Origin of the sequence: Halodesulfurarchaeum sp. HSR-GB (assembly GCF_031432215.1) — an archaeon.
Lineage (GTDB): Archaea > Halobacteriota > Halobacteria > Halobacteriales > Halobacteriaceae > Halodesulfurarchaeum.
Map to the genome: position 1 here is coordinate 38,340 of NZ_JAVKGN010000002.1, position 25,457 is coordinate 63,796.

Below are 25,457 nucleotides of genomic sequence, written 5' to 3' on the forward strand. Positions count from 1 at the left end.
AATCGTCAAGTGATCAAAGCTCGAATCGGTGGCCTTGAGTCACTCGAGAAAGTCCGGGCCTACGTGTCATACGAAGTGCGTCACAAAGACCGGAAAGGGATCCTCGAGCTCCTCCAAGATCAGGCCAACCAACTCAGAAACGAATAACCAATTCGCCAATGTCCAGGACCATCGCAATCGTTGGATGCGGCAACCAAAAGCGGGACCTGGATGATGGCGGACTGATCCCTCTCGCAGAACTCTACACCTCGAATTATTTTCAACTCAAAAGAGATTTTGCGGAGGAGTTCTGTGACGATTACCACATCCTTTCAGCCAAATTTGGTCTCGAAGATCCATACCGTCCGATCAGCGAGAGCTACGACAAATCGATTACCGAATTGAGTACAACGGAGCTCATCAATCTGCGCCGATCTGTCGGTGAAACCCTTGATGAATACGAGGGTTCGACACGATTTGTCGTCTTAGCCGGTCAGAAGTACATCGACGCGATTGAACCAATTCTCCAAACCCATCAAGGGACATTCGCCTTCCCTTTCGAGAATACATCAGGAATCGGTGACCAAATGGAATGGCTTTCCGACCACCTCGATAATCGCGAAGAGCACGAAGACTGTTCATTCCTTTTTGAATCACAATCAGTCCCTAGGCAAACATCCCGACAAGGATCTCTCACTGATTACTAACTCAGATCATTCTCAAATTCAACCTATTTTCAGGGCTACTTTTTTGGGTCGTGTATTTGAGATAGGACCATGTCATCTTCTCAGACGCTTCAGTCTCCTCCTCAAGAAAATGCTTGCCCTGAATGTGGCAATGAAGTCTCGTTCGACGAAAAACGAGGTGAAACTACCTGTTCGAGTTGCGGTTTAGTAGTCGAAGAAAACAAACTCGATCAAGGTCCTGAATGGCGCAGATTTCAAACAGACAACGATGAATCCCTTGTTCGGACAGGGGCTCCAAACACTGAACTGCGCCACGACAAAGGTATTGGATTCACCAAAATCTCGAAAGGGGAAACAGACGCAAACGGACACCAAATCGATTTGAAGAAGCGCCGGAAGTTTTCCAGACTACGACGCTACCATAAACAGTCACAAACCCGTAATACGAAAGAAAGGAACCTCCGAAACGGGATTACAGAAAACCTCCGAATGGGGTCTGCCCTCGGTTTAAGCGAAGACGTGAAAGAAACGGCGAGCATGATTTTCCGACGAGCAAGCCAAAAAGACATGATTGCAGGGCGGTCAGTCGAAGCTATTGCCAGTAGTGCCCTTTACGCATCAATTCGGCTGACCGGACTTCCAATACGAATTCCAGAAGTTGCACAAGTTTCACGAGTCGAAAAGCAACGGATCAAGCATGGATATAGTATATTGAACAAAGAATTGAAGCTCGGCGTCTCTCCTCGATCTCCTGAAGATTATCTCCCCAAAATCATTTCAGAACTCAATGACCCAGATATGGAACAAACCAACGGAAAGGCCAGCTATGCTGATGAATCAAAACTTGAGCTCAAGGCCCGGGAACTAATCGATATCGCCCGCAAGAAAAACCTATTCAGTGGGAAACGCCCCATCGGCATTGCAGGGGCAGCAGTCTACGCAGCTGATCAATTGCTATTGGACGATCCAGAGGCTGGTGAGAGTGTTACACTGAACCAACACGCTATCGGTGAAATAACCGACAAATCACGCGTTACAATCCGAACCCGATACCAGGAATTGATAAACGCCTACAATGAGCATGCCGAATGAATCCCATCACTCCTTCCTTGGAGTCACTCTCGTTTCAGATCATTTGAAAAACTACTGGCTATCACGGATCCGTACTGGCCGAGTTTGGTAAATGCGACCTCACTCAAACGTTCTAATATGCCGGACTGCATGACAATCCTTACACAGCGTTCGTAGATTCTCTCGGTTGTGATCCCCACCCCACTGACGGGGGATGATATGATCCGCATGAACTGAAACCCCCTCATTGGGCCCACCACGCTCACAGACTTGACACTGATAATTATCCAAACGATAGATTTTCCGACGTCTAGCCGACCAATCCGGTGGGAGATCATTCGACGCACGAAACCGCCCCATAATGGCTAACATGAACGTCATTGGGTCATACAGCCTACTCGCAAGGAAGAACCGCAACCGACGCTTTTGGACATCCTTTGACCCTGCCTGTAAGTGACGTATGAACTGAACAATCGAATCCACAAGTCGCCACGGGCGGGCCGGCAAATACCTCGATCGGCTTGCAACGAAACGCACAAACTGAACTGGAAGAACAAGAATGCCATAAAATAGCCACCAAATGGCCATAATCGGCCAAGGAATCGAAGGGCCTAATCGGTCAACCTTCGCCATCTAATTGAATCTCAGTCGTATTCGGTTATAAGGTCGGGGGTCCTGTTTTTTGCTATCGTGCAGAGGGTGGTAGTAATCCATGTCGGGTCCAGGTCCACTCAGAGTCTTAGACTTGTTCGCCGGGGCAGGCGGACTGTCCCAGGCCATCCGAGAAGTAGCGATCGAGGAAGGTCTCCTCGTTCAGCACGTCGCAATCAACCATTGGGAAGAAGCAGTCGAAACACACAGGAGAAACCACCCTTTCGCCGATCAGTACCACGCGAAAGTTGAGGAGATTCCACCAAGCAAAGTCTTCCCGAACGCAGATACGATCGATCTTCTCACGGCTGGGCCCGAGTGTACGCATTTCTCGTCAGCTCGAGGCGGGAAGCCGATCAACGAGCAGGCCAGGACCTCGCCTTGGCACGTCCTCGATTGGGTCGAAAAACTCCGCCCAGACCAATTCCTGATGGAGAACGTTCCCGAAATCCAGAGTTGGTCTAAAGTCGATGAGGACGGCAAATCCGATCGCGACGGATCCCTTTGGGATGTCTGGACCAACGCTCTCCATGCGCTGGGGTACTCGGTCGATTGGAAGGTCCTCAATGCAGCCGACTACGGGGACCCTACTTCCCGACGACGACTATTCGTCATCGGTCGCCGGAACGAACAGCCCGTCTTCCCCGATCCGACGCATAGCGAAAACGGATCCGAGCCCGGAACCGAAGAGTGGCGTCCAGCGAAGGAAGTGATCGACTGGTCGGACCCCGTCGAAAGCATCTGGTCGCGAGACATTTCGCACAAACGAGTCCATTCCCCGCCGAAAAACACCACCATGCAACGAATCGCAGAGGGGCTTCGGCGCTATGGCGACGATACGCCATCCAATTTCGCGGAGGTGCTCGACGATATCGGTCGCGACGAAATCTACGCCATGCGTGACGACCCAGTATCGATCGACGAACTTCTCGAAGCCTTAGAGGACAACGGCGGGCCCGTGAAGCTATGTACAGAGTGCTTCGCGTTCAACCTCACCGAATACGATCCCGAGGATCCGGGGCCATCCGTAGTTCCGCCAGAATCCGAGATGGGCGACATACTGACTCCCGAGGAAGAGGAAGCTCGAGAGATCAACCAGCAACTCTCGAAATTCCTGTGAGAGCCATTAGCCCAATCATTTACGGAGATGGGCGATTAAAATCCACATGCAGTCCTGTGGGATAGTGGCCAATTCCGCCGGCCTTTGGAGCCGAAGATCGCTGGTTCAAATCCAGCCAGGACTACTTACAAGTCGTGCCGGCAGAGCTGGGCCCGGTTCAGCACCTCCCTTGTAAGGAGGGATTTCCGAGTTCAAATCTCGGTGCCGGCTTTTCAATTGTTTTTGTCTCCCGTATTGGCGGTGAGGTAATAGACAAATGGAACAGTTCAGGTTTTCCCGTGAAACCCGGGAGATATTTAGACGTCTCGCCGAGGCAGCCGAAGTCATCGCCCGCGAATTGGAACGGTACAACGACCGGCAAGAAGAGTCGGACAGAGACGAGTGAATCTCATGCCTGTAATTGCCGCAATCACCCAGCATCGATACCAGTAAGCGCCCATGACCAGAGCCGATCAGCCCCTCGATCAGACCGAACCACGCTGCCCGATGTGTGGGTCTGTCGTCGAGGATCCCCACGTGGAAGGAGTGAACGCCAAAATATGCGTGCCCTGCGGCCATAATCTACACATCCATAACCCAGACGTCCTCCATGTGATCGGCGCTGAAAACACGTTCCAAATCTGGGTCTACTATCCACCCATCAACACCTGGGGTCACGATTCCTATCCCGTCTTCATCGACGCGAAATACGATGCAACGGGAAGCATCCCCCACGGAAAAAACATCGATTTTCAGGACCTATCCCGGGTCGAAAAGGATGTCGTAAAAGCAAAAGCCAACGGAGAAGATATCGGATCCCTCGAGGGTTTCTCTTCAATTGAAAACGGCGCCATCAGAGAAGACCTGGCTAATGCAGTCACACCATTCAAACGCCCGATCTCGACTCCCGATGAGTCTGCAATCGCTCACGTAGCCAGCAGAATCCCCGAACCAACCGTGTTTACTGCCGAATCCATCTATACCAAAGACGAATCCGAAATTAGGGATATCTTCAGAGAATCGACTTCCGGATCAACATCACAATCAACCCTGGTCTAACCATGAGCTCACAATCCTCGCTAGCCACCAGTTCGCCAGCGGATAAACAAGACGTCGACGACATCATGCTCGTTCGGCTGTGGCGAGTATTCAATGATCCCGTCATCTATCACGGACGGAGTGGGGGATACGAGGGATACTTGCCTGACTGGATTTACGACGCTATCATCGTTGCTCGGATCCAGCGGGCATTCGAAACACCACCCTCAGAAAAGATTACACATGCTACGTGGCCCGAACTCGCCGCCCACCTCGGAAGCGCAACAGGCGATGCCGGAGCGATCAACGGGAAGTTTGTCGCCGCGTATGGCCACAGCATCTCTCAGGCTGCAAGCGTGATCGGCGTGTCTCTCGATGGGGACGCTCTCACCGAAATTGCAGAGAAAGGAGGTCCCTCCTGGAGGCAACAGAACGTGAGTGACTTCATCGATACGCTCCGCCAAAATATCCAGAAGTCGCTCGATAAACGCTTCCTGAAAGCCGCACCAGACATCCTCGATGACGTCTCCATCCCACGATCGAGATGGAACGGTGGGTTCGTCCTCGAGAATAACACAGAAGACAAGGACACCAAACATGAAGAAAAGCCAGCCAACGAAATTATTCAATCGGCCTCCTTGGAAGTTTTTGCCTAACCCCAGCCCCTTGAAATTGGGTGTTTTTTGCTACCCATGAATGGGTGAGGCAGTTAAAACCGCCTTCGTCGATTACTCAACCATGAGCACCAGTAACAACGCCTCCGATACAAATAGCATCGTTCCATTACTGCAACGACCTGGCACCCTCTTCGAAGTCAAGGGAGCCCAATTTGTGACGACCGGTTTCAACTCAGGTGAAGAAATCGGGACTCGGCGTATAGATTCACTTAGCCGAGACTTGCTTCCCAAAGAAGGACTTGAACAAGCCTGGATCAATGGTAATTTAGAACTACTCCGAACCTACAACAAGTCCGCAGACGTCCCCGTCAACCGAATCACACTCGCCAATCTGATAGACTACATCGAGCAGGTCAGCGATGATACTAACGTCCCTCTTCCAGATGATATACAAGAAGCTCTCACCGACGCAAAGGCTAGCCTTGAAGACTGAACCCGTAACCTGAAAATAGAATTAGACAACAATGACTGACAACATTCCAAATTGGGAACCAGCGCCCGATCTAGCAAAAGGCTTCGGGGATACAGAAGAACTCTCCCGGGGATGGACCAACACCGTTACTGAGGAAGTAATCGTCCGGCAACCGCTTACCGACGACAAGCATTCTGGCCTCCCGGAAATTGGAGTCTATCACTACCTAGGTATCTCCGAAGATTACTACATAGGGACCAACAGACGCTTGCTTTTCAGAGGCGACGACATCGATACTCTCGACGAACGGGTCGAATCCATCATCAGAGAAGCTGACACGCCCAACAACCCAGACTCATTCGACACAGCAGTTGACCCTGTGAAGGTACGACGGAAACACCTGGAAACGATCGCCAATATTGAAGACTGGGCCCACGTCGTCGGAGCCGATTTCTACATTGGGGAGAAAATCGGAAACCGGAAAGAATCAAGCGGCTCCGTGGCAATTTTCGAGGGGAGTACCCGGCGTGGAGAGGGGGCATATGTCGCCCTCGCCTCGGAAAACGGCCCTCGAGGCCGACCATTCGCGTCAGTCGGGTACAAATCGGGAGGCTACTACACTACAGCCCCATCGATTAGAAGAAACGCCTGGGAAGTCGAACAGCCAGCTGTCAAATTTGACGACACCACAATCACGATCTCATCGCCGAATAGTGACCGCTCGATTACGATCGAACCGCAAACAGGCAACCCCTCTGAATGTGTCCGTGAACAGCCGACCAATCCACATTCCAAGTGAGCAGTACACCAATAGAGAACTCCCCAATCGATTCAATCGAAGAAGGTCCTGACAAAGTGATTGTCAAAAGCGAAATGAGCGGTACAGAGCACGTCTGGAAATTTAACAGAACGGGGAAGGGAGATGTGTATCCCACCTACCTCATACAGGGCGAAGAAAGCTATCGACTCCACAATGTAGGTGTACCGGGTTTTGTCAGGGAAGCTCTCGAAACAGATCGGGGAATCGAGATTGTGGATCGGTAACCAGCCCTTCTAAATCTCTCTACGATTGGTAAGTGAAGACTGATTACCACCCCGCTTGAATGGGCGATTACACCCGGATTTGCCGATTAGCCCAACGCCGATTGAGCAAGTCGATGAAACCGCTGATCGGGTGACCGTTGAGGTCACACTTTCCAATATCGAGCACGAATTGTACTTCACCAAAGTCGCAGATGGGATTGCTTTCCCTACATCTATGCTCCAAGATGGAGAATCAAACTCTCTAATGAAACAAGATATCCCCCCGTTTGTCCTTGACGTCCTCGAATCTGAATTCGGGATCGAAATTATCAGACGATAACTGCAATCGAAAATTCAAGTCCCAAAAACTTATACGAAATTATAGAGTACTTTGATCTGGGTGCTGTTGGTACCAGACACCCCAAAAATCCCCATCTCGGGGATTTAGGTCTGCCCGGTAGCGTGCCAAAGGACCTGTCCAGCATCGCCATGCCACCTCACTGTAGGCAGCCCCCATTGCCATCAGACGAACTGGGCGGACCGCACCTTTCCCAACCGTTGTGAATCAACCAGTCCCAAGTGGGGTGTGTATGGAGTTTTTCGTTCCCCTGTAAACGGTGACGCATGACGGTATATTCCAGCGTTAGTGTATCAAACTACGCCGAAGTAACCGACGAAGAAACCGCCCGCGAAATACTTCAAGCACTCCGGGAGTCGTTCCCTGACGCCTACTTCCAGACAGCATGGCACGAAGGGCACCTCAAAATCTACGCCGACAACGGAACCATCGCTCTCCCGCCAGAGCCCGAACAGTTCCTCGAAGAGCTCGCCGAGATCCTCGAAGAGCCGATGATGATCCGGTCGGTCGGGTTCGAAGGATGCCGATACAAACCGGACGCCTGGCAGGTGACGGTGTTCCCAGACGGCGAGATCACGAGGAACACCATGCCCGACGACCCAGAACAGACTCATCAAGAGGAAGAGGAAACGTTCCAGATCGAATCAATCGATGGACGCGAAGACGGCTATTACTACGGAGTTGATAGTGATAGCCTCGAAGGCGTCACCATCAACGAGCTCGAAGGAAAAGTCAAGATCCACAACTGAATCCTCACCCGTCTCAGAACCATGGTCAACACTTACAAAATCGCACTCGAAGTACCGCCATCCAAGAAACCGATCGCCATCGCAAAAGCGGCTCTCGAACTGTCCGATCGGGAGTTCGATATCCTCGATGTGTGGGTAAGGACTGAGACCAAAAGCGCCACGACCGTGATTTTCGAGGTCGATACGCTCGAAGACAAAGCTCGCTTCGAGGAAAAGGAAATGGTCCAGTCCGTCGAAGAGATGGAAAACTGACCCTCAATCAACTCATTTGAAAATGGAATACTGGACTGAAGCCGATCAAGCCGTTCCTGCCGAAGAGGTCCGAGGCGTCCCAGATAACGCCGATATATGGCGTTGCTGGATAGCCGAAAACAGCTTGAAACACATTACAGTCTACAAAGACGGAAACGATTTCTACATCACCGCTTTGGGTCGATGCCGTCGAGAACACCTAGCCGGCCTCAGCCAAGAAGAAGCAGAAGCCAAAGTGGAAAAACTCCGTAACCAGATCCACGCGAACGCTACGAATCAAGGCCAACCGGCCTGAGCAATCTTTTCGCCGCATCTGTTTTTCCTTCCCGTGAGGCGTTGAGGCATGTGTCAATCCCAGCCCCAGAACGCCCAGTTTTTCGTGATTCACAACGAAGGAGCCGCCCGTGGTATCCACGGCCCCTTCGATGACGAAGACAAAGCCGAGAATATCGCAGACAAACTCGGCCCCTATCACGTCGATTCAAGTGATGAACAGTACCCGACCTGCGAACTCTGCGACGAACCAGCCGTGATTAGGGGCTATCTCCAACTCAACACTCGGGTGCATCCGAATGTGCCCCTCTGTGCCGGCTGTTACGTGCCCCTCGACGAAATCGAAGCCAAATTCCCCTACGGGATGGATCGCGCTGATTTTGCCGAAGAACACCCGCCAGAAGTCATTACGACACCTGCCGACCACGTAATGACCCAAGGCGAAGAAGTGATCATCAAGCACGGACCTGGGGAGGAATCTCGGCTGCGAATCCCCTCGTTCTAACCCGAGTCACAACCATGGCCGAACCCACATACACCGTCAGATCGCCGTACCGCCCGTTCACTCGAAATGCATACGCCGGCCTCAAAGAGCACAACATCCTCGAAGAAGTTGAGACAGAGGATTGCATCAGCAAGGAAATCACGGTCACAGAACGGCCAGCCGACAAATTCCTCGAAAAACACGAGTTGCAAATCCAAAACGAGCCCAGCGTGATATTCGAAAACGATCAAGGCAGCAAAATCCAGATATATACCGATCCAAATCAGGTCATTGCAGAAGGCGAGAAAACTGTTCTCCACCCATGGGTAGCAGCTGATGAACTCACCGAATCCCCCGAATGGGAGCCAACAAAAGGGAATCCAGGAGAGGTCTACGACCCACCACTGCCAAACAAAGTATTAAAGAACAAATTCTTACCCGGGAGTTTTGAATTTGATTCGGTGATCGATCGGGTCCACACCACCGAAAATGGTCCTGATCCTTCTGGGCCTTGTTACGTGTGGAACCGCAGAGAAAGCAACAGTGACACGAGCAAAATCGGATTCTACCAGTCCGAAGAGTACGTCGACGACGGGTTTCCCTTCATCGTCGCCAAGCTGATCGATCCTCTCGATGACTCCCCGCCGGCCTGGAAACCAGTCGGGATCGCCGAAACAGAAGAATTCGCCATCGGCATGCTCCATCGACAAGCCGATTTCCGGACGTTCATCGAGGAAAGCCAGTCAGGTGAACTCTATCCTGAATGGCTGAACCGAACAGGTGGTACTGAATACGAACAGCCCGAAGCCCCGTGATTCGAAAACTCCCGGAAATGGGTGAGGTCGAGGGCAAGATCACACACCCACGTTCCCTTGGGGAAGGCAGGGCCGGCCCGAGAGCAAGACCAGCCATCTCTTCCCCAGTCCACGCTCCGTCGTGCTGACCGCTATCTTAACGGTCGCACGACAATTGGGTTTGAACCACCAGAATTATTTAAACGTTCGGCGTTGCGATTCGCAATAAGGCTGCATGAATATCGACTCACCTGCCACCCAAATCGAAGGGCCTGATATCGTCTCTTGCTCCGGGTGTTCAGAGCTTGTGGAATCCAGAACTCGGATCGTGAACGGTACAGGGCCGGAAAGCGCAGACGTCCTATTTGTCGGAGAAGCCCCCGGCGCCAATGAAGACGAACAAGGTGAACCATTCGTCGGGCGGAGTGGCAAAATCCTCGATGAGACTCTTGAATCAGTCGGAATGCCTCGGAATGAGGTTCGGATCACGAATATCGTTCGCTGCCGACCACCTGAAAACCGAGATCCGCACAAAGCAGAGATTAAAAATTGCCTTCCACACCTCGATAACGAAATCGATCATATCGATCCGAACGTCATCGTCCCCTTAGGTGCGATTCCTGCAAAGACGATCATCGCCGATGAGATCGACAAAATCACGGAAGCCGCTGGGATGAAATATCGAACTGAGTTTGGTCGCGACCAGACTATCGCCATCGCGAGCGTCCACCCAGCAGCAACGATTTACAACCGCGATTTGCGCCCCAAATTCGAGAAAACACTTGAGGAAGTCGCGAATTACACCGACTGACCTCAGTATCCCTTGGTTCTGTTTTTGGTTGGCGTGATTTGGGTAGACCATGACCGTACTGACCGGCGAAAAGGTAGTCGTAGAGGGCTTCAATCGATTCCGGGACATTCTCGACGTCGAGAACGAAGAAATTCTACAAGCAGTCCCAGAATCGGAACATGACGCCATCGTGGAGTCATACAACAACTTACATGGGAGTAAGTTGAGATCGGCCAAAGGCCCAATCGATAAGGTGACTGAACTCCCCGCATGGGCAATCGATGATTACGTCATCGGGGGGTTGTGCCAACCCGACAAGGTGGAGGTAGCAAAATGACGGGGATTCAAATCGACTCACTCAGCGATTTCTTCGAACAAATCACAGTTCTCACGGAAGGCTACGAGTTCGAATACCAAGGATACACCCTCCGAAAAGCCGAGACGAAAAGCCTCTCACCCGCCCACTCGACGGTGGAGGTCCTCAACACAGACGGGAATCACGTCGAAACACTGAATCTCGGAGCGTATGGCTCAGTAGAGTCGCTGAAAACGTTCCTCGACAGGGTTCTCGAGTACGATCCCGATTCGGTAGAAGACTGGTTGAACAGGTGATCCAAAATGGGAGCATTCTCTGACATCAATTGGGAAGGCGGAACCGTGTTTGGAGTCCTAGACCAGTTCTCATTCTTCCCCTACTCCGGTAGTGATGGCGACCTGTTCAGGAAAAACGGGCTTGCTGGCTGGCGAGTCTCAGTTTACGGAAACTGGATGATCAAAATCCAGAAAAAACGGCGGCCAGAAATCGGGGGTTGGGCAACAAAACGTAGGTGGGAAGTAGGACTTGACGAAGAACTGCCAAAAGAGTACATCGAAGATTTCGAATCGGTCCTCGAAACGCTCGTAGAAACCGGGGAACTCCCCAAAGACGACTGATTTTTTGTCACCCTGTAGTCGGTGGGCTAACCATGCAAGCAGAAACAACTCCACACACCAACGATATCGACGAACTCGCAGACATCGGACTAGCCAAACTCGGTCAAGGGAATCTCGATCAGGTCGAGTCCATCCTTCGGGAAATCCGAGACCTGAGCAAGCCACCGCAAAGCAAACGCACTTTCCTTCGGGTTGATGGATTCAACCCCGATGAATTCGAGCACGACGACGAAAGCGACCAAGCAGGCTATCTCGCCGACCAAGTTTTCAGCATCATGCAGGAGGACCTCGGCATGGATCCCAAAGGGGTCGTTCCGATCGTAAACCCTGAGACTGTCGTCATCGAAGTGCCGAAAAATCGGGACTGAACCAATGGCTACTTCCTCGAGGTCACCCGGGCCAACTTGGTTCGACGAGTCAAATCGGAAAACGTGTGACCACGACCGCGATCAATACCCCCCAGAACGAGTCCGGAAATACATCGGATACTCCGATTTCGGTTATTTCAGAAGCGAGTGCGGCCATCCCGAGTGTGATGAAAATTGGGACTGGTACATAGAGGGCTAACCAAATTACGGTTGGTTTGCTCTTTTTTGTACTCCCCGTGCAGAGGGTGGGGATGAATTCAGACCGTCCGCTTCATCGTTTCGATGATATCCACCTCTGGCACGGTTCTTTTGCTGCGTATATTGAAGATTCCTTGCCCGAGAATACTGTTCTCCTAACACCGTCTGGGAAGATCGCGACCCAGCTCCTCGAAGAGTTGCCTGAGGTCCAGGACTCGGTGGAGATCCATTCTGGCCCTCTTGATTCGCTCCCATTCGATGCGGATGAATTTGAGGCCTGTATTCTCTATACCGAAAAACGGGGCATTCACCAGCGCCATCAACCGTTTTACGAAGCGACTCGCGTGACCGAGAAGGGTGGAGAGATCCTATTCCGAGCATCCAATTACCTTCCTCATAGCAGGGCAGCCACGATCGAAGAAGTCCGAATCGGTGAGTGGGAAGGCCACGCCGATCCCACACTATTTGCATCATTCCAGATTACCGAATCCGGCGACCCATCAACAGGAGCGGAGAGCGTTTCACACGTTACCTTGGGCGACTTTCAAGACCAGATCAGAGCATGAAACCGAACAATCCAAACCACGATTTCCGAGCCTCTTGGCGGTGGCCTGCCGATTTCGAGGAGTGGGTGGCCAGTCAATGCGAAGGGGCGACCATCAATGTCTTCGCCGGCCTTTCGCCGATTGGGGACGTAAGATTGGACCTCCGAACACCTCAGGAGCTCAATGACGCTATGGAGGGAGCCGGCCAGTACGTTTCCAATGGTACAACGATCCGAGCAAACGGATTCGATGCACTTCCAATCTCAGAGGACACCTTCGATACTACGGTAGCTGATCCGCCCTGGAAGGATATTACTGAACAGATGCGGCGCCGTCTTTTCGATGAGCTGGTCCGGATCACGAAACCCACAGGTCGGATAATCTTCAACGCTTGGTGGATCCCGGACCATCAACTGGTCTCATTAGATGAGATCCGGGTCAGGCAAGACACCGATCGGTATAGTCAGGGGACCCCCTCGACGAGTTACGCCGGCATATACACCGTCCACAACACTCGAATCGAATCGGAGTCGGAGATTTTCTCCGTCCCTCGAGGTGAATTTGCGCCTGAGCTTTCGCCTACTCAGTACCATTACGAGGCAACGATCGAGAGTAAAGATGGGCTCCATGAGGCAGTAGATAACTACGACAATCGCCTCTTGAATCCCGATCAAGAGGGAGAGTGTCCAAAATGTGGCAATGGAGCCCTCTTGCCTGTAGGGCCAGATGTCTCCCCGCCAACCTACAGCGACAGCGAGTTATACGAGTGTCCCAACTGTCGGTTTCGAACCGAATACGGGGAAATATTCCCGGAACCAAAATCCACTCAACAGCAATTGTGTAGTTAGGCCTTCCCGGGGTTTTTGTCCACCGTGTGGAAATAAGATGAGTCAGGCAACCCTTAGTGGCGGTTCCATCGATTTCGGGGTTGACAACCCGCTTGCCTACTACACCACTCGAATCAATCGGTGGACCTTCGAGAACAAGAAAATACGCCGATACGTCGAAGACAAGCTCGAAGGACGGGTCCTTAATGCGACAGCCGGGAAGACCCATCTCAAGCACGATCAAGACGTCATCCGGAATGATATCGACCCCGAGAAGGACGCCGACGTCCACGTCGACGTTCGAGACCTCCTCGACGAATTCGAGCCCGAGTCTTTCGACACGGTCGTATACGATCCCCCATTCACGAAATCGCAAGCTGACACGACTTACAACACCGATCATCCGGGATATGGGCAAGCCGTCAAGTCTGTGTTCGACGATCTCCTACGGCCCGGCGGGCAGCTAATTCAAGTCGGATACACCTCGAATGGGATGCCACTCGATTGGGGCTATGAACGGACGCATATCGGCCTGATGAACACGTTCGGACGGCAGTACGATATTCTCATCACCGTCGATCTTAATTCTCGGACGTCTACTGACCTCCCGGTGACGCTCGAGCGAACGGTCGCGATGAACGGGTCGCCGAAAGCCGGCGGACAAAACGAGCCGTTCCCAGTCCACTATCAATTCAGTCGCGACGAAACTGAGCAACAAGACGCACTCAGGTCCTTCCTGGAAGAGTACACCCACGGATGGGTGGTCGATTTGTATGCGGATTCGCCGTCGATCGAAGCCGGCCCGCTTTTCGAAAACGACCCCAACAACCCAAGCAGTCACACGGATTTCGACCCCTTGGAGACTGCATCCGAACTCCCGTATCGATTCAACACCATCATCTTCGATCCAGGAGAGCAAACGTTTCTCGAACAAACCGAGTACGACGGTTCGACTACAGGCAAAGATACGGCCATCAAACGAGAGATCAATCAGGTCCTCACTCAGCGAGGGCGAATTATCCAAGTCGGTCGGACCAGTTCGGTCATGCCCAGCTCAGTTATGGACGACGGCTTCGATTATGCACGAATCGGTGTGGGAATTTTCAGTCACCCCGGCGCCGGCCACGATCTGATTGCGACCGTCGACGAACGCCGATCGGAACCGGATACCAATGACTCAGAACCGATTCCATCAGGGCCAACCCGATTCGAGTGTTTTCATTGTGAGGAAGAGTGGTACGTTGCCGACTATCCGGCCATGCAAACCGACTGTCCCGAATGTGGTGCCCTGCCGGGGTCGATGTGTACAGAAGAAGTAGACGGCAAGTTGATACCTGCAAACCCACGAACTCCTCGCGAGGGGTTGCATCAGGCGCGAGAAGAATTCGCTCGCTCACTCGAGAAATTGGAGTGCCCCAACCACGAAAATGGGCACGTAGTGATGGAGACCTCCCAATATCTCCCCTTCCAAATAGGGTAGCCGTTACTGTTCGAGAGTGCTGTTCTTGACGTCCGAATATTCATCAGACGTAACAAGCGATCTCACATCCTCGCGTTCCAGAAGGTCCGTCAGTTGATCCTCCGGGCCTTCGACTAAAATCAAGCCCTTATCTTGGATTTCTGAGTCCGCCACCTCGAAGTCCTCCATCTCATTGATGCCTGAAATTGCCTCCTCAGTCTGGCTTGAAATGATCTCAGCCTCCTTTTCCTCGAAAGCATCCCAGTCCTCTTCCGAAGGTTGGGTCTTGTTCCCGATCATTTCATTGTATACCTCACGAATCTCAGAATCATCGATCGAAACACCGACGCCAACTTCTGTCGTTTCGATTTGTTGCTCCTCGCTAGATCCTCCAAGGCATCCAGTTGTAGCCACAACAGCACCAGCACCAATCGCTCCGATCAACTGACGGCGTGAAAGCTCGCGAACCATAAGTGGCGGTATTGCCCCCTCTGAATTATATCTTTGCCATTTGTACCAATATCCTTCCCCGTTTTTCTTGCTGTCTGTGAAAGTGAAGCAGTCATGTCCAATTTCCCACTCGACGGTGCTGGCCATCTCTCCGAATGGTCAGAGCCCATGTTGAACGACGTTCGCGACGTTCTCTATCAGTTGAGAACTGCAACAGCCAACCCCGAAGTGGCCCAACGACTCGACTGGCTCTTCGAAGCCCTTGGAGAAGAATTGGCCACTCGTCACGGATCTCACAACCCGGAGTTGGTCGGCACACCGCCACTCGAGGTCACAATCCATCAAGACGAAATCTACATCGAAGACGCAAACGGCCTCGATGTGGTGTCCTGGACGAAAGAAGAATGGGCCATGAATCCTCAAACCACTCTGGCTATCGCGAACGCCATCCAGCTGGCGCATACCGACCCAACCCGGCTTCTGATCGAGCAGCACAATCACATGCAAGCACAGATCCAGTAATCCAACAATGGCACTACTTGAAAACGGTCTAATCGACCGAGAGATCGTCAACGCCGAATTCGATTCGGGGTCCTTGATCCTGCATTTCGAAGAGGGGAATCCGCTAATCATCAACGATCGCGGCGGCGGAGGCCTTGGGTTCGGGGTCAAATCGGATGGAGACAATCTCCCACCTTATGAAGAAGTCATGCGGATTGCTCCGGAAAAGGCTCCATTAGAAGAAGGTGAGCCCTGCCCGGAGTGTGGATACCCCTTCGACGTCGACGAATGGGAAGAATGGTACTCCGGGAAGGGGATCGAAATGGGAGAAGAGACGTGGATATACACCTGCCCGAACTGCCTTCAAGAAACCTGCGAAGTGGGGACATAAGCAATGAGCTCGACAGCAAAAACGGGGTCTAATTCTCCGACCCACTTTCACCATCGTTCCTCGAGTACGGCAAGCGAATGCCAATGCCCAATCCATCGCGAGCGAATTCATGAGCCGTTCACAGCCCCACTTGGCCTCTCTTTCGCCTCACAGGTTTCGGTCCAGGAGATCAGCCGAGAGGAGGCCCTTCAAATCTATCGCGAGCATCACTCATACAAAAACGACCTGCCCCAGATGAACATTACCCACCACGGCCTCTACTATCAGGACGAACTCCTAGGGGCGATCACGTATCGATATCCTCGATTCAGTTCTAAGAATGTGTTCTTCGACGAAGATGGCCAGATAACGACTCAATCTATCTCCAAGCGAAAGCTGGATAACCTGCCTGAGGAAGTTCGGCCAGCTGTAGCCGAGAAGTTTCCCCGGCCCAAAAACAGCAGCGTGGCGTACAAGGAGAAATTCTCCGGTGATGCGTTCGTGACTGCCTCTCGGATCTGTATCGGTGTTTCCATGCCAAATTTCGCGAGTGCCTCACTCGCCCGATCGTAAGAGAAATTTGTCGATGACTACAGAGACTGTCGTCTTCGACCCACTCCGAGAGGTCCTTCGGAAGGAGATGCTGCTGATTTTGATCGTATCGGATGAAGTTGTAGGTCACGGCTGTAATCGTACAATGTAAAGGGCTTCCCGTTAGTTAATATTTGGGAGAGGTTTCAGGTGGAGACGGGATCTAAGTGGGTTGTTGTGTCGATGTTTTTTGGACAGGCTCTACAGCGATGAATTCCCGAATCTGCAATACCTGGGAACCTTCGTCAAATCCAATTTCGAAGGGAGCATGATCAAAGCCCTTCGAGACAAGGGATGGACTCTCGCTACACTTAGCGAGCCGTCTACCCCCTCGAATCGGGAGGAACAGGAGATCAACAGCGACTTCAAGTGGGTCTTCCTCAACCCGGTCGAACGGATCCGCAAACAGTCCATGCTGAACGACTTTCAGTGATCTACAATGGGAACAACAACCGATTCCACGACTAGTAACAACGCCGCTCAAGTCACCGAGAGAACCGATCAACTCCCCCGAACAGTCGCAGGCTGGGCCCGCGTCGAGCCAGAACGTGATGAAACAATCGTCGAATATTGGAAGAGGGGGAGCAACCACGTCAACGGCCAGTACGAACAACTCAGGATACGGCGGTTCCGTGATGGGGAATTCCGGCTCATCAAAAGTTCCTTCGACCAGTTTCGGCACCTACTGAGCAGCCAAACCATCAACACCTGGGATGATTTCGATTGGCTGTGGGAAACCGCTCAAAAAGAGATGAATCGATTCCCCGCCAACGAACAATTCGATTCAAAGCCCGAACTCCCCAAGCAAGTCGGTAACTGGGAGTTGATGGACCTGTCCGGGGCCGAATCCCTCGACAAAACTCAGTGGGAATTGAACTGGGGGAGCGCCGAATTGTCGATCGAGGAAACGGAATTCGAATCCCATTACAGTCACACCAAGCGCCTCGAGAAGATTACCTACTCGGAGCCGGCCTTCAAGATAACCGTCGCGACCGACGTGCCCCGAACGATGGCATACGAAATCGGTATTCATACACTCGAGACTGTGCAACAGCCTCTTTCCGAACTACAGCAGGAACAAAATCGGCTTCAAGAAATCACAGGCATCGGGCCAAAAAAGGCCCAGCAGTTGATCCTTCTCGGGTTCACTACCCCCAACGACCTCGAGAGTTTCATCAAACACGGTTCGGAAATCAATCATCACCACGGAGACGCCGTCGACAAACTTCTCACCGAGACAGTTCGCGAAGATCTCAGGAACCTGTAGATGTGTGTTTTTGTGCCCGTGTATCAGGTGAGGCATGAAAGCAGTTGCAGTAATCGACACCGACACCGTTCCCGGAGAATCGCCTGAAACCGCAATCGAGCCGGACGAAATTCTCAAAATCAAAGAGATCAACGTCCACGAAAATTGGGAGAAGGGAGAGCCCTGTCCCGAATGCGGCAGCGAAGAAATTTCCGTAATGTCGCTCGACGAAGATCGGTATCATAGTGCCGATGGGAAATACGAATTCATACGAAAGGGCGATGCTATCGGCCCCGGCGTCTCATTCATTTGTGGAGACTGTTTGGAAACTCTCCAACACATCCCCGTCGAATCGATCCTCAACGAACTCTGAGATCGCTCCCAAGTTCCGAACTTTTCACATCACCATGAAGACCATCAAAGAAATCCTCGACAGCCTCGAAGCCGAATCGCCAGAAGAACTGGAATTGGGAGAAGGGTATACGATCAAAGCAGACGGATCCATGGACCTGACTATCGAAAAGATAGCCGAACACCGCCTGTCCGTTGCTCATTACTTCAAGCAACGGGGCGACCTTATGAGGGATCCAGAAATCGTCTTCGACGTCAGCGATGAAGACTGGACCCCCATCGAGTTCCGAACTGACCCCCACACCCACGATTACGACGAAAACGGCCTTGGAATCAATGACTTCCTCAATCTGTGGAATCGGAACCTCCGAAACCAAAGATTCGTCAAAAACGCCGAAGACGAGTCGATGGTAGAACACCTCGGGGATTCCTGATTATATATCTCTGTTTTTTGTAACCTTGTGAGGAGTGAGTTATGGAGTTAGTACTAAACCGACTGCCCGAAGAAGTCACAGACTACGTCTTCGATCAGCTGGAAGACCGGCTCACGAGCGATGGGCTTGCGGTGGCAATGCAAGACATCGAGATGTCAGTTGATTACGAAGGCCAGGAGATCACTACCGAGGCGTCCGTGATCGGACGGGTCGTGATCAACACCGCCCTCGAAAAGATCCGAGATATCGAATGGGAGATCGAACACAACGAACGAGACGACTTCACTCTCGAAGAGATGCAGCAGGCCCGAGATACGCTGCGTCTTGCTGAAAGAGGCATTCGAGATCGCGAGACCTACACGAAGATCGACGTCCGATGCCCAGTCTGTGGTTCCACAGACGTTGATCACACAGAAGAAACCATTCCAAATGGCTTCAGCAGGCACTACGTTCACCCAACCTGCGGGAACTGCAAAACCACATATACTGTCGAGATGGTGGCCATCGACGTCTCCTTCCAAGACGCCGGCCACGAAGCTCACAGTGGTGTCTCGCAGATGGGCGTAACGACGAACGAGCACGAATACGCAACCGCTGAAGAATACGCCAAGGTCCCGGAAGTCGATCTTCAAAGCCTTAACTGGCCCCTCGAATGCGACGAATGTGGAGAAGTTCTCAGAGGAAACAACCTTCTTTCGCCCGAATACGAGTCCGACCAGATATCCGAAGAAGCACTTGAAACGAAGGCCGTTTTTGAGTGCCCGAACTGCGAAAACCACCAAGTCGAGGAACCCGAACAATGAGCACAAGCGACACCGAATCGGCATTCCTAGGCTGCCCAAGCTGTGAACAAAAAGCATCGTTCACCATCGAAATAACCGGCGAACAACGAGACGTCGTATTCCAACAGACCAGCCGGGGCCGGGGCGTCCACTCAGCCGGCTCTGTCCACGTCCACGATTACGACGAAACCAAACTCCGATGCGGCGAATGTGACGAAATCGTAGCCCTAAAGGATCTTATCCCGGTCGAATGAAGTATCCAACATACAGAATTAACTGAAAACTGCAAATTCAGCATTATTTTGGACTGATTTGGTTTTTGTCCCTCTTTTCGACGGTGGCAGATCATCCATGGCAATCTCTCAAACTCCCCAACAAACTGCCCGTTTGACAGCTCCAACAATCCAAGAGGCGGTCCCATACGGAGTCGAACGGCTCTATCTCAATCATCCACGAAGCTATATCGCCGTCCCCATCGCGACGGCCCACGATCTCGATACGGCCAGCCTGATCCAGAAGCACACAGCCGGGTCAGGAAGTCAGGCCAAAACCGGCGCGGAGGTCCTCGGGCTTATCGACGGAAACGGAAACACAACTGCCCGGGGCGAACAGGTCGTGCAGACGGCTCTGGGCAATTACGAGACACTCGGGGCCGCTCTTGGCGACCTGAGTAATCTCGAAGGTTCCTCGGGCCGGTTCGTCGACAAACGGCCACAGTGGGCGGATGCGGTCCGAGAAATCGGTCTACAATACGAGCCAGCGCGATTCATCACCGAAGCAATTGCAAACAACGGCCCCACCACTCTCCCCGAGCTCGTCGTACTCGTTGGCGAACGTGCATCACAACCCTTCGCCCGCGAACTGTTCATCGATGATTCCATCGATATCCCATTTCCCCGGTTGAAAGCGACCGGCGCACTAGAGTCTCCTTCTGCCTACCGGGGAACAACCGTCTATCAACTGCATACCTGCCTCTTTCACTGTGGAGTGCTTCGCTCTCGAGGCTCCGATACATCGAACCTTCAACCCAAGGAATCGGTCTGGGAGCTAACTGACGCCGCTCAGAGCATCCTGCAATCGGGGGGTCGGCAGTGACTGACTCCGACAACCTCATGAGCCTTCTGAGCGGCCTCATCGATGGCCAATACGAGGTCCAAGATATCTACGCTCGAAACAACCGCCTGACTATCTACTCGGCCTCCTCTACTGGGGTTGGATCCAACTACGACTACCCTTACAAGCTCGAGAAATACCCCGGGTCTGAAACCATTCGAGACACCTGTGTGGAATACATCCTCGACTCAAACATCAATGACCCGAGCGTAACGAACCAGGAAATCCTCGATATGGCCTTCGAGCGGCGAGCCGATTACGTCGTGCCGAAAGACACACCCGGGAACGCAAAAGAAACGGTCGCCTCCCTCCGAGAATTTCGCAACCTGATGGACAAGCATCGCGACCTATACGGGCATCTCACTCCGATCGCCCCACTCCAACCGCCTCACAAGGAAACGTACCTGAAATACGAATCGCTCTACGAGAAATTCCCCATCATTGGGATCGGTGGCCTTCGCAATGCCAATCCATCGCGGCAACTGGCTGCGGTGAAAAACGTTCGCGAAGTCGTAGGCCAAAAGCCCATCCACGGATTCGGAATGGGTGGTCAACTGGATTTCATCAAAACTGTTCGCGATAATCCGGGATTGATTCAATCGGTCGATCTATCCACACCCGAACAGGCGCCGATGAACGGCCATCAAATATCAGCCACACTCAATCAAGTGGCGGGGCGAGCTCCCCACGGCGAAAAATCCAGCCAATTGCGTGGACTCTCTGCCGAACGCAATCTCTTAATCCTCAATTACCTCTATTCGAACCTCCTCGATGACCACGAAATCGAATCGACGTGGAAATCAGTCTTCCAGGACCGGACTCTCGGTGAGTTTCGGCAATCGACACTGGCCTAACCCGTTGTTTTTTGACTGCCTGTAAAGCTGGACAGTTTCAACCATGTCACAAGCAGAAATCACCTCTTACACCGTCGTAAAAGGCGGTCACGTCGAACCCGGGGCGGAAAACGTGATCGTCGGAACCGACAAGGAAGGCGACCTATTACCGCCCGAATCTGTCGGAAACTTCACCCTGATTGACGGGAAACGCTTCAAAGCTGGATGGGCCGTGCCGATCAGCGTGGTCGAAGAGACCGTTGGAGGCATCCCCACGAAGAAGCCGAAATTCTGCGTCGTCGAGCTGGATGGATTCCGTGACTACGACGTCATCGTCAGAACGACAACGAAGCCACGGGGACGTCCCTCGAAGACGGATGAAGCAACCACTCTCGGAGCCGATCTAGACGAAAAAGAAGCTGCAAGCAAAGCCGTCGAATGGATGCTCGAACATCCGATAGAGCCACAAGTCTCGATTCCAACCCGTGATATCTCTGCCGAGTCCTCGTTTGACGATCTGCACGCTCAGTTCGAACGAATGCGAGCCGGTTCCCATCTCGCAATTCAACATTACGAGGGGCATTTCGAGGTTCTACACGAGCTGAAAATCCAACACCCATGGGACGAGGGTTACTTGCTCGAGCATTCTTCCGGAGTTCTCTTTCGGCTTCTGAAGAACAGCGGCACTCTCGATAAAGCAACGCTCTATCTACAGCCGCTTCACGGCCACGCAACCGCTATCTCGAGTGTGACAGTTTCGAACGAACACAATTTGCGCGATTCTGTCGACAAGTCCACCTACAATACGGTAAAGGAGGCTGTCGGGGAAATGATCGCACGACTCACTCCCGGTGAGCTGCCGAAATTCGAGGCAATCGAAGTCGAAACGGTCGAAGACGGATTCGTCAATCCATCAGAAACAGACGACCTCGACCCGAATCAACGGAACTCCGCAACTTTCATCGACGATTCTGAAGCAGGAAAATGGGAACCTTTGCCCGAGGAGGTCCAGGCTCCACTCGAAGATGGCGAGTACTATATCGCCACCAAAAACGGTCTCTACAAGGCCTCTGACAACTACCTTCTCTCGCAGGTAGTGGACCAAAAGACGTGGGAAGGCACCCTCCCAGAATTGGAAGCCGAAGCAATCCCAACGGGTGAATTCGAGCTCAAGACCCCGATCGAAACACCGGAAGATCCCCCTGGATTGGACGATCCCGTAACCGAGATTCCCTATGTCGGTGAGGCTCGCGCAGAGAACATTCCTGCAAACACAGTTGGCGAAGCCCTCGATCGGGGACTCCCCTTCTTCGACGTTCCCGCCAACGGGATGCGAAAAATCTTGGATGCTGTTCACGGAATGGACCACAGCAAGCGATTCGGGACAATCGCGAAATTCAGCATCCTCGGAATGCTCGGCGGTGTTGGTCACGATATCAACGGCGAACAAATTGGAACGATCGCAAGTCTGATCCTCGATGACCTGGACGAACGGGTCATCGAATGGGCATGGTTCGGAGCCGGCTACGGAATCAAAAACGAATACCGTGCCAATATCGATGAGACACCCATTCACGACGGATTTGCGGTGGGAGTAGGGACCCCTGAAACGGGAGATATCAGACCGTATCTCGAGTCCAAAGAGGGTGAGGTAACCGAAGTCCCCATCGAAGACCTGCGCTCGCCGACGACCAACGTTAATTCGGTTGCTATTGGGAATGAAAACGAAAACGTCTGGACGGATCTGCCAAGCAACCTCTTCGAATTCCTGATTCACACGCTTCAAACTGATTTCAGCGATCCCGATATCCTCGAAGAACACGCCAGTATCTACCTTCTCCAAACAGAGAAGAAAGAGAAACGATTCATCGAGCTTCGGCATCCTGAGACGAATACCGTTGCAGTAGTCCAACCCGAACGAACAGCAGGGCCTACTGGAAGAATCAACTTCGAAGAGTGGGCCCCGTGGGCTGGGGAGTAACAATACGACTAGTTTTTGCTGATCGTGTTGAAATAGATCATGACCAGGAAATTAGAAGCCGGCCATGAAGAAGTTGGGCGAATTGAACCAACAGGGAACACCCGGCCCCATCAATCCGGTACCTTCGGAGTTATCAAAGGAGAGGTCGCAAATTCGAATGGCCAAATGGAGTGGAGTCATTTCTGCGAAGGCGCACTCTACAAGTCGAAATGGTTCGCCTATCGGCACGGCCCGAAACGAGATACAGGCGGAGTAACGTCGAGTCCCGATCTGACGACAGAACTCCTCAAACGATTCGACACCAGAAAGGGAGCAATCGATTACCTCAAGAGAAGGAAAACCTTCGACGAAGAATTCTAGTCATGGAGAAATACAAGCAGTTTCACCTTACCCGAGTCTTTCTCTCGATCCGTGATTATCTCGTCGAAAATTACGATATCACTGAATCGGATTTCTCGCAGTTTGACGCCCTCGATTATGCTCCCCTCTATCTTACCGGCAACAAGACAGAAGAAGTAGCTGAAGCACTCTGGGCGATAGTGAAGGACCTGAGTGAGGCTCTAGATGAGATCGACCAGCAAGATCAATCACACCCAGAACCACAACAGCCTCATTCGAGCTCAGACCAAGAACGCATCAGAACTTGATCGATGCCGGCCTATTTCTATAAATAGAGCAGCGCGAGTCCCACGGACCATCGTGCCCGTGGGTGAAGCGCGTCAAAACACGAGCATTTAACAGCTATCAAACCATATAGGAATACAGTGCAGTCGTCTGAACTCACCCACACATTATCCTTCAGTTTGAACATTACCACGGGGAGTGCCGACGACCTGCAAAACGGGTGTCGCGAAGCCCGCCGCATTCGTAACGAGACAAACCGTCTCGACCGACAAGGTTGGAAGTGGAGCGACATCAAATCAGTTATCGTCGACAACGCCAACCACATCAAAAACACCAGTCAACTCATCGTTGATAAGGCGCTCGGTGAAATCGAAACCTACCTCGACAACAAGGATGACGGTTGGGGACGACCATATCCGTACATCGACCGGATGTACCCGATAGTGATGAACCATGAAGAAGGCTACCGCCTGTTCCTCGAAGACGATGGAACGGTTCGATTCCGTGTCACGGCCACGAGAGGAACACACGTCAAAGGCGAACTTCGTGGGAGTCCCGACCATTTCGACCGTCTTCGAATCGCGTTCAACGACGAGGAATGGCGTGTTGGGACTGCTGAAGTCGTTCACAAACACGACGAGTGGCGACTTCATGTTACCGTTACACATGAGCAACACAGAGTTGCCACCAAGGCCGATGCAGACCCGATCGTTGGCGTTGACGTGAACGAGGACTGCATTGCTCTCGTTGCAATGGATCGAAAAGGGGCGGTAAGAGACTCTGTAGTACTTGAGTATCCGTCGGTCAAAGAACAGCGCCATGAGTTTTTTACCAAGCGCAAGCGGATGCAGAAAGCGGGACAAACTGCGTTCGAGACAGTCGTGCAAGCTGAAGAACGTAACTACGTTCACGACTGCTTACACAAAGTGTCGCGTCGAGTAGTCGAATGGGTCTCGCAGTTTTCGGACCCGGTCATCGTCTTTGAAGACCTCAAAGACATGCGAAACAGTATCGACTACGGGACGCGGATGAACCGTCGGCTGCACTCAATACCGTTCGCCGCACTCCAAGAGATGGTATCGTACAAGGCTGCCTGGAACGGGATTCCCTCAGACGAGGTTGACCCGAAGTACACGAGCCAACGGTGTCCCCGAACGGAGTGCCAGCACACAGAACGGGCGAACCGTCACAAAAAACGGTTCAAGTGCAATCAGTGTGGGTTCCAAGACCATGCCGATCGGAAAGCGGCAGTGTGCGTGGTGCAGAATTGGTTCGACAAGCAGGATGAGAATGTGCCGTCTCTCGAAACCCTTCCTCGTATGGTAAAGGTGAGACGGGCGGCATCGGGGGCTGGTGGAGGCCCCGACTCTCACGGAGCGGGTTTCGCTTCGGGTGTTGACCGACACGGAACGTCGGCGCGACCAGAGGTGGAAGCGCGAGAGGAATTAAAGCCCATTGCCTCAGCAGTGCCAGAGTAAACACGGACGCCCCGCGCCACTGTGTGCGGGGTACTTC

At 52.5% G+C, this 25,457-nt stretch carries 34 protein-coding genes, 2 tRNA genes and 1 pseudogene; 35 read left to right on the top strand and 2 right to left on the bottom strand.

Annotated features, from left to right (window positions below):
- Positions 1-158: 158 nt before the first annotated feature.
- Together RH831_RS10685 and RH831_RS10690 are read left to right on the top strand one after the other, a co-directional pair.
- Complete coding sequence (locus RH831_RS10685; RefSeq protein ID WP_310554186.1) at positions 159-686, top strand: DUF6884 domain-containing protein; 528 nt, start codon at positions 159-161, stop codon at positions 684-686.
- Positions 687-755: 69 nt separating this feature from the next.
- Positions 756-1,757 carry a TFIIB-type zinc ribbon-containing protein gene (locus tag RH831_RS10690; protein WP_310554187.1) on the top strand — a complete coding sequence of 334 codons (1,002 nt, stop codon included), beginning with the start codon at positions 756-758 and terminating at the stop codon, positions 1,755-1,757.
- Between the two features lie 99 nt (positions 1,758-1,856).
- On the opposite strand, the gene RH831_RS11880 is transcribed toward RH831_RS10690, so the two are convergent.
- Positions 1,857-2,369 (bottom strand): HNH endonuclease, encoded by a 513-nt coding sequence (locus RH831_RS11880; protein ID WP_396275470.1) that lies wholly within the window; start codon positions 2,367-2,369, stop codon positions 1,857-1,859.
- A gap of 160 nt (positions 2,370-2,529) precedes the next feature.
- Between RH831_RS11880 and RH831_RS11885 the strand changes: the two are divergent.
- From RH831_RS11885 to RH831_RS10785, 20 genes and pseudogenes are all read left to right on the top strand, one after another.
- Positions 2,530-3,003, top strand: a pseudogene (locus RH831_RS11885) (DNA cytosine methyltransferase); the annotation flags it as partial.
- A 180-nt stretch (positions 3,004-3,183) separates the two neighbouring features.
- Complete coding sequence (locus RH831_RS10695; RefSeq protein WP_310554188.1) at positions 3,184-3,507, top strand: hypothetical protein; 324 nt, start codon at positions 3,184-3,186, stop codon at positions 3,505-3,507.
- A 50-nt stretch (positions 3,508-3,557) separates the two neighbouring features.
- A tRNA-Gln gene (locus tag RH831_RS10700) sits at positions 3,558-3,631 on the top strand.
- A gap of 12 nt (positions 3,632-3,643) precedes the next feature.
- Positions 3,644-3,717: transfer RNA gene (locus tag RH831_RS10705), tRNA-Thr, on the top strand.
- 46 nt (positions 3,718-3,763) lie between these two features.
- On the top strand, positions 3,764-3,892 hold the full coding sequence (locus RH831_RS10710; RefSeq protein WP_310554189.1) for a hypothetical protein: 129 nt from the start codon (positions 3,764-3,766) through the stop codon (positions 3,890-3,892).
- A 131-nt stretch (positions 3,893-4,023) separates the two neighbouring features.
- Positions 4,024-4,545: a hypothetical protein gene (locus tag RH831_RS10715; RefSeq protein WP_310554190.1), complete on the top strand. Its 522-nt coding sequence runs from the start codon at positions 4,024-4,026 to the stop codon at positions 4,543-4,545.
- Between the two features lie 2 nt (positions 4,546-4,547).
- The gene (locus RH831_RS10720) at positions 4,548-5,180 is read left to right on the top strand and encodes a hypothetical protein (protein ID WP_310554191.1); all 633 of its coding nucleotides are present in this window, start codon (positions 4,548-4,550) and stop codon (positions 5,178-5,180) included.
- 40 nt (positions 5,181-5,220) lie between these two features.
- Positions 5,221-5,634 carry a hypothetical protein gene (locus RH831_RS10725; RefSeq protein WP_310554192.1) on the top strand — a complete coding sequence of 138 codons (414 nt, stop codon included), beginning with the start codon at positions 5,221-5,223 and terminating at the stop codon, positions 5,632-5,634.
- Positions 5,635-5,665: 31 nt separating this feature from the next.
- Positions 5,666-6,412: a hypothetical protein gene (locus RH831_RS10730; protein WP_310554193.1), complete on the top strand. Its 747-nt coding sequence runs from the start codon at positions 5,666-5,668 to the stop codon at positions 6,410-6,412.
- A gap of 848 nt (positions 6,413-7,260) precedes the next feature.
- On the top strand, positions 7,261-7,743 hold the full coding sequence (locus RH831_RS10735) for a hypothetical protein (RefSeq protein ID WP_310554195.1): 483 nt from the start codon (positions 7,261-7,263) through the stop codon (positions 7,741-7,743).
- A 21-nt stretch (positions 7,744-7,764) separates the two neighbouring features.
- The gene (locus RH831_RS10740; protein WP_310554197.1) at positions 7,765-7,995 is read left to right on the top strand and encodes a hypothetical protein; all 231 of its coding nucleotides are present in this window, start codon (positions 7,765-7,767) and stop codon (positions 7,993-7,995) included.
- Between the two features lie 379 nt (positions 7,996-8,374).
- Complete coding sequence (locus tag RH831_RS10745; RefSeq protein ID WP_310554198.1) at positions 8,375-8,773, top strand: hypothetical protein; 399 nt, start codon at positions 8,375-8,377, stop codon at positions 8,771-8,773.
- A gap of 14 nt (positions 8,774-8,787) precedes the next feature.
- On the top strand, positions 8,788-9,567 hold the full coding sequence (locus RH831_RS10750) for a hypothetical protein (protein ID WP_310554199.1): 780 nt from the start codon (positions 8,788-8,790) through the stop codon (positions 9,565-9,567).
- 214 nt (positions 9,568-9,781) lie between these two features.
- Positions 9,782-10,357 (top strand): uracil-DNA glycosylase, encoded by a 576-nt coding sequence (locus RH831_RS10755; RefSeq protein WP_310554200.1) that lies wholly within the window; start codon positions 9,782-9,784, stop codon positions 10,355-10,357.
- Positions 10,358-10,406: 49 nt separating this feature from the next.
- Positions 10,407-10,673 (top strand): hypothetical protein, encoded by a 267-nt coding sequence (locus RH831_RS10760; protein WP_310554201.1) that lies wholly within the window; start codon positions 10,407-10,409, stop codon positions 10,671-10,673.
- On the top strand, positions 10,670-10,948 hold the full coding sequence (locus RH831_RS10765) for a hypothetical protein (RefSeq protein ID WP_310554202.1): 279 nt from the start codon (positions 10,670-10,672) through the stop codon (positions 10,946-10,948). The genes RH831_RS10760 and RH831_RS10765 overlap by 4 nt, the downstream gene beginning before the upstream one ends.
- A gap of 6 nt (positions 10,949-10,954) precedes the next feature.
- On the top strand, positions 10,955-11,269 hold the full coding sequence (locus tag RH831_RS10770) for a hypothetical protein (protein WP_310554203.1): 315 nt from the start codon (positions 10,955-10,957) through the stop codon (positions 11,267-11,269).
- A 32-nt stretch (positions 11,270-11,301) separates the two neighbouring features.
- On the top strand, positions 11,302-11,637 hold the full coding sequence (locus RH831_RS10775; RefSeq protein WP_310554204.1) for a hypothetical protein: 336 nt from the start codon (positions 11,302-11,304) through the stop codon (positions 11,635-11,637).
- 251 nt (positions 11,638-11,888) lie between these two features.
- The gene (locus RH831_RS10780; RefSeq protein WP_310554205.1) at positions 11,889-12,401 is read left to right on the top strand and encodes a hypothetical protein; all 513 of its coding nucleotides are present in this window, start codon (positions 11,889-11,891) and stop codon (positions 12,399-12,401) included.
- A gap of 864 nt (positions 12,402-13,265) precedes the next feature.
- On the top strand, positions 13,266-14,687 hold the full coding sequence (locus RH831_RS10785; RefSeq protein WP_310554206.1) for a hypothetical protein: 1,422 nt from the start codon (positions 13,266-13,268) through the stop codon (positions 14,685-14,687).
- Positions 14,688-14,690: 3 nt separating this feature from the next.
- Here RH831_RS10785 and RH831_RS10790 read toward each other — a convergent pair whose 3' ends face one another.
- A complete protein-coding gene (locus RH831_RS10790; protein ID WP_310554207.1) occupies positions 14,691-15,263 on the bottom strand; it encodes a hypothetical protein in 573 nt (190 codons plus the stop codon).
- A gap of 21 nt (positions 15,264-15,284) precedes the next feature.
- Here RH831_RS10790 and RH831_RS10795 point away from each other — a divergent pair, with 21 nt between their 5' ends.
- The 13 genes from RH831_RS10795 to RH831_RS10855 all read left to right on the top strand — a co-directional run bounded on the left by RH831_RS10795 (position 15,285) and on the right by RH831_RS10855 (position 25,420).
- Positions 15,285-15,638, top strand: a complete 354-nt coding sequence (locus RH831_RS10795) for a hypothetical protein (protein WP_310554208.1) — start codon at positions 15,285-15,287, stop codon at positions 15,636-15,638.
- A gap of 7 nt (positions 15,639-15,645) precedes the next feature.
- Positions 15,646-16,008, top strand: a complete 363-nt coding sequence (locus tag RH831_RS10800) for a hypothetical protein (RefSeq protein ID WP_310554209.1) — start codon at positions 15,646-15,648, stop codon at positions 16,006-16,008.
- 760 nt (positions 16,009-16,768) lie between these two features.
- A complete protein-coding gene (locus RH831_RS10805; RefSeq protein WP_310554210.1) occupies positions 16,769-17,011 on the top strand; it encodes a hypothetical protein in 243 nt (80 codons plus the stop codon).
- A 318-nt stretch (positions 17,012-17,329) separates the two neighbouring features.
- A complete protein-coding gene (locus RH831_RS10810; protein WP_310554211.1) occupies positions 17,330-17,845 on the top strand; it encodes a hypothetical protein in 516 nt (171 codons plus the stop codon).
- 34 nt (positions 17,846-17,879) lie between these two features.
- Positions 17,880-18,197 carry a hypothetical protein gene (locus tag RH831_RS10815; protein WP_310554212.1) on the top strand — a complete coding sequence of 106 codons (318 nt, stop codon included), beginning with the start codon at positions 17,880-17,882 and terminating at the stop codon, positions 18,195-18,197.
- 34 nt (positions 18,198-18,231) lie between these two features.
- Complete coding sequence (locus tag RH831_RS10820; protein WP_310554213.1) at positions 18,232-18,609, top strand: DUF6908 domain-containing protein; 378 nt, start codon at positions 18,232-18,234, stop codon at positions 18,607-18,609.
- A gap of 41 nt (positions 18,610-18,650) precedes the next feature.
- On the top strand, positions 18,651-19,412 hold the full coding sequence (locus tag RH831_RS10825; protein ID WP_310554214.1) for a hypothetical protein: 762 nt from the start codon (positions 18,651-18,653) through the stop codon (positions 19,410-19,412).
- A complete protein-coding gene (locus RH831_RS10830; RefSeq protein WP_310554215.1) occupies positions 19,409-19,645 on the top strand; it encodes a hypothetical protein in 237 nt (78 codons plus the stop codon). The genes RH831_RS10825 and RH831_RS10830 overlap by 4 nt, the downstream gene beginning before the upstream one ends.
- Positions 19,646-19,778: 133 nt before the next feature.
- Positions 19,779-20,486 carry a hypothetical protein gene (locus tag RH831_RS10835; protein WP_310554216.1) on the top strand — a complete coding sequence of 236 codons (708 nt, stop codon included), beginning with the start codon at positions 19,779-19,781 and terminating at the stop codon, positions 20,484-20,486.
- On the top strand, positions 20,483-21,358 hold the full coding sequence (locus RH831_RS10840; protein ID WP_310554217.1) for a hypothetical protein: 876 nt from the start codon (positions 20,483-20,485) through the stop codon (positions 21,356-21,358). The genes RH831_RS10835 and RH831_RS10840 overlap by 4 nt, the downstream gene beginning before the upstream one ends.
- 43 nt (positions 21,359-21,401) lie before the next feature.
- Positions 21,402-23,318 (top strand): hypothetical protein, encoded by a 1,917-nt coding sequence (locus RH831_RS10845; RefSeq protein WP_310554218.1) that lies wholly within the window; start codon positions 21,402-21,404, stop codon positions 23,316-23,318.
- 362 nt (positions 23,319-23,680) lie between these two features.
- The gene (locus RH831_RS10850) at positions 23,681-23,965 is read left to right on the top strand and encodes a hypothetical protein (RefSeq protein ID WP_310554219.1); all 285 of its coding nucleotides are present in this window, start codon (positions 23,681-23,683) and stop codon (positions 23,963-23,965) included.
- A 117-nt stretch (positions 23,966-24,082) separates the two neighbouring features.
- Positions 24,083-25,420 carry a transposase gene (locus tag RH831_RS10855; RefSeq protein ID WP_310554220.1) on the top strand — a complete coding sequence of 446 codons (1,338 nt, stop codon included), beginning with the start codon at positions 24,083-24,085 and terminating at the stop codon, positions 25,418-25,420.
- The last annotated feature ends 37 nt before the right edge of the window (positions 25,421-25,457 follow it).

What these genes read in the sequence shown, in the direction of transcription:
- RH831_RS10685 (WP_310554186.1), top strand. Translation starts at nt 159, where the DNA reads ATGTCCAGGACCATCGCAATCGTTGGATGCGGCAACCAAAAGCGGGAC.
- RH831_RS10690 (WP_310554187.1), top strand. Translation starts at nt 756, where the DNA reads ATGTCATCTTCTCAGACGCTTCAGTCTCCTCCTCAAGAAAATGCTTGC.
- RH831_RS11880 (WP_396275470.1), bottom strand. Translation starts at nt 2,369, where the DNA reads ATGGCGAAGGTTGACCGATTAGGCCCTTCGATTCCTTGGCCGATTATG.
- RH831_RS10695 (WP_310554188.1), top strand. Translation starts at nt 3,184, where the DNA reads ATGCAACGAATCGCAGAGGGGCTTCGGCGCTATGGCGACGATACGCCA.
- RH831_RS10710 (WP_310554189.1), top strand. Translation starts at nt 3,764, where the DNA reads ATGGAACAGTTCAGGTTTTCCCGTGAAACCCGGGAGATATTTAGACGT.
- RH831_RS10720 (WP_310554191.1), top strand. Translation starts at nt 4,548, where the DNA reads ATGAGCTCACAATCCTCGCTAGCCACCAGTTCGCCAGCGGATAAACAA.
- RH831_RS10725 (WP_310554192.1), top strand. Translation starts at nt 5,221, where the DNA reads ATGGGTGAGGCAGTTAAAACCGCCTTCGTCGATTACTCAACCATGAGC.
- RH831_RS10730 (WP_310554193.1), top strand. Translation starts at nt 5,666, where the DNA reads ATGACTGACAACATTCCAAATTGGGAACCAGCGCCCGATCTAGCAAAA.
- RH831_RS10735 (WP_310554195.1), top strand. Translation starts at nt 7,261, where the DNA reads ATGACGGTATATTCCAGCGTTAGTGTATCAAACTACGCCGAAGTAACC.
- RH831_RS10740 (WP_310554197.1), top strand. Translation starts at nt 7,765, where the DNA reads ATGGTCAACACTTACAAAATCGCACTCGAAGTACCGCCATCCAAGAAA.
- RH831_RS10750 (WP_310554199.1), top strand. Translation starts at nt 8,788, where the DNA reads ATGGCCGAACCCACATACACCGTCAGATCGCCGTACCGCCCGTTCACT.
- RH831_RS10755 (WP_310554200.1), top strand. Translation starts at nt 9,782, where the DNA reads ATGAATATCGACTCACCTGCCACCCAAATCGAAGGGCCTGATATCGTC.
- RH831_RS10760 (WP_310554201.1), top strand. Translation starts at nt 10,407, where the DNA reads ATGACCGTACTGACCGGCGAAAAGGTAGTCGTAGAGGGCTTCAATCGA.
- RH831_RS10765 (WP_310554202.1), top strand. Translation starts at nt 10,670, where the DNA reads ATGACGGGGATTCAAATCGACTCACTCAGCGATTTCTTCGAACAAATC.
- RH831_RS10770 (WP_310554203.1), top strand. Translation starts at nt 10,955, where the DNA reads ATGGGAGCATTCTCTGACATCAATTGGGAAGGCGGAACCGTGTTTGGA.
- RH831_RS10775 (WP_310554204.1), top strand. Translation starts at nt 11,302, where the DNA reads ATGCAAGCAGAAACAACTCCACACACCAACGATATCGACGAACTCGCA.
- RH831_RS10780 (WP_310554205.1), top strand. Translation starts at nt 11,889, where the DNA reads ATGAATTCAGACCGTCCGCTTCATCGTTTCGATGATATCCACCTCTGG.
- RH831_RS10785 (WP_310554206.1), top strand. Translation starts at nt 13,266, where the DNA reads ATGAGTCAGGCAACCCTTAGTGGCGGTTCCATCGATTTCGGGGTTGAC.
- RH831_RS10790 (WP_310554207.1), bottom strand. Translation starts at nt 15,263, where the DNA reads ATGGCCAGCACCGTCGAGTGGGAAATTGGACATGACTGCTTCACTTTC.
- RH831_RS10795 (WP_310554208.1), top strand. Translation starts at nt 15,285, where the DNA reads ATGTTGAACGACGTTCGCGACGTTCTCTATCAGTTGAGAACTGCAACA.
- RH831_RS10800 (WP_310554209.1), top strand. Translation starts at nt 15,646, where the DNA reads ATGGCACTACTTGAAAACGGTCTAATCGACCGAGAGATCGTCAACGCC.
- RH831_RS10810 (WP_310554211.1), top strand. Translation starts at nt 17,330, where the DNA reads ATGAATCGATTCCCCGCCAACGAACAATTCGATTCAAAGCCCGAACTC.
- RH831_RS10815 (WP_310554212.1), top strand. Translation starts at nt 17,880, where the DNA reads ATGAAAGCAGTTGCAGTAATCGACACCGACACCGTTCCCGGAGAATCG.
- RH831_RS10820 (WP_310554213.1), top strand. Translation starts at nt 18,232, where the DNA reads ATGAAGACCATCAAAGAAATCCTCGACAGCCTCGAAGCCGAATCGCCA.
- RH831_RS10825 (WP_310554214.1), top strand. Translation starts at nt 18,651, where the DNA reads ATGGAGTTAGTACTAAACCGACTGCCCGAAGAAGTCACAGACTACGTC.
- RH831_RS10830 (WP_310554215.1), top strand. Translation starts at nt 19,409, where the DNA reads ATGAGCACAAGCGACACCGAATCGGCATTCCTAGGCTGCCCAAGCTGT.
- RH831_RS10845 (WP_310554218.1), top strand. Translation starts at nt 21,402, where the DNA reads ATGTCACAAGCAGAAATCACCTCTTACACCGTCGTAAAAGGCGGTCAC.
- RH831_RS10850 (WP_310554219.1), top strand. Translation starts at nt 23,681, where the DNA reads ATGGAGAAATACAAGCAGTTTCACCTTACCCGAGTCTTTCTCTCGATC.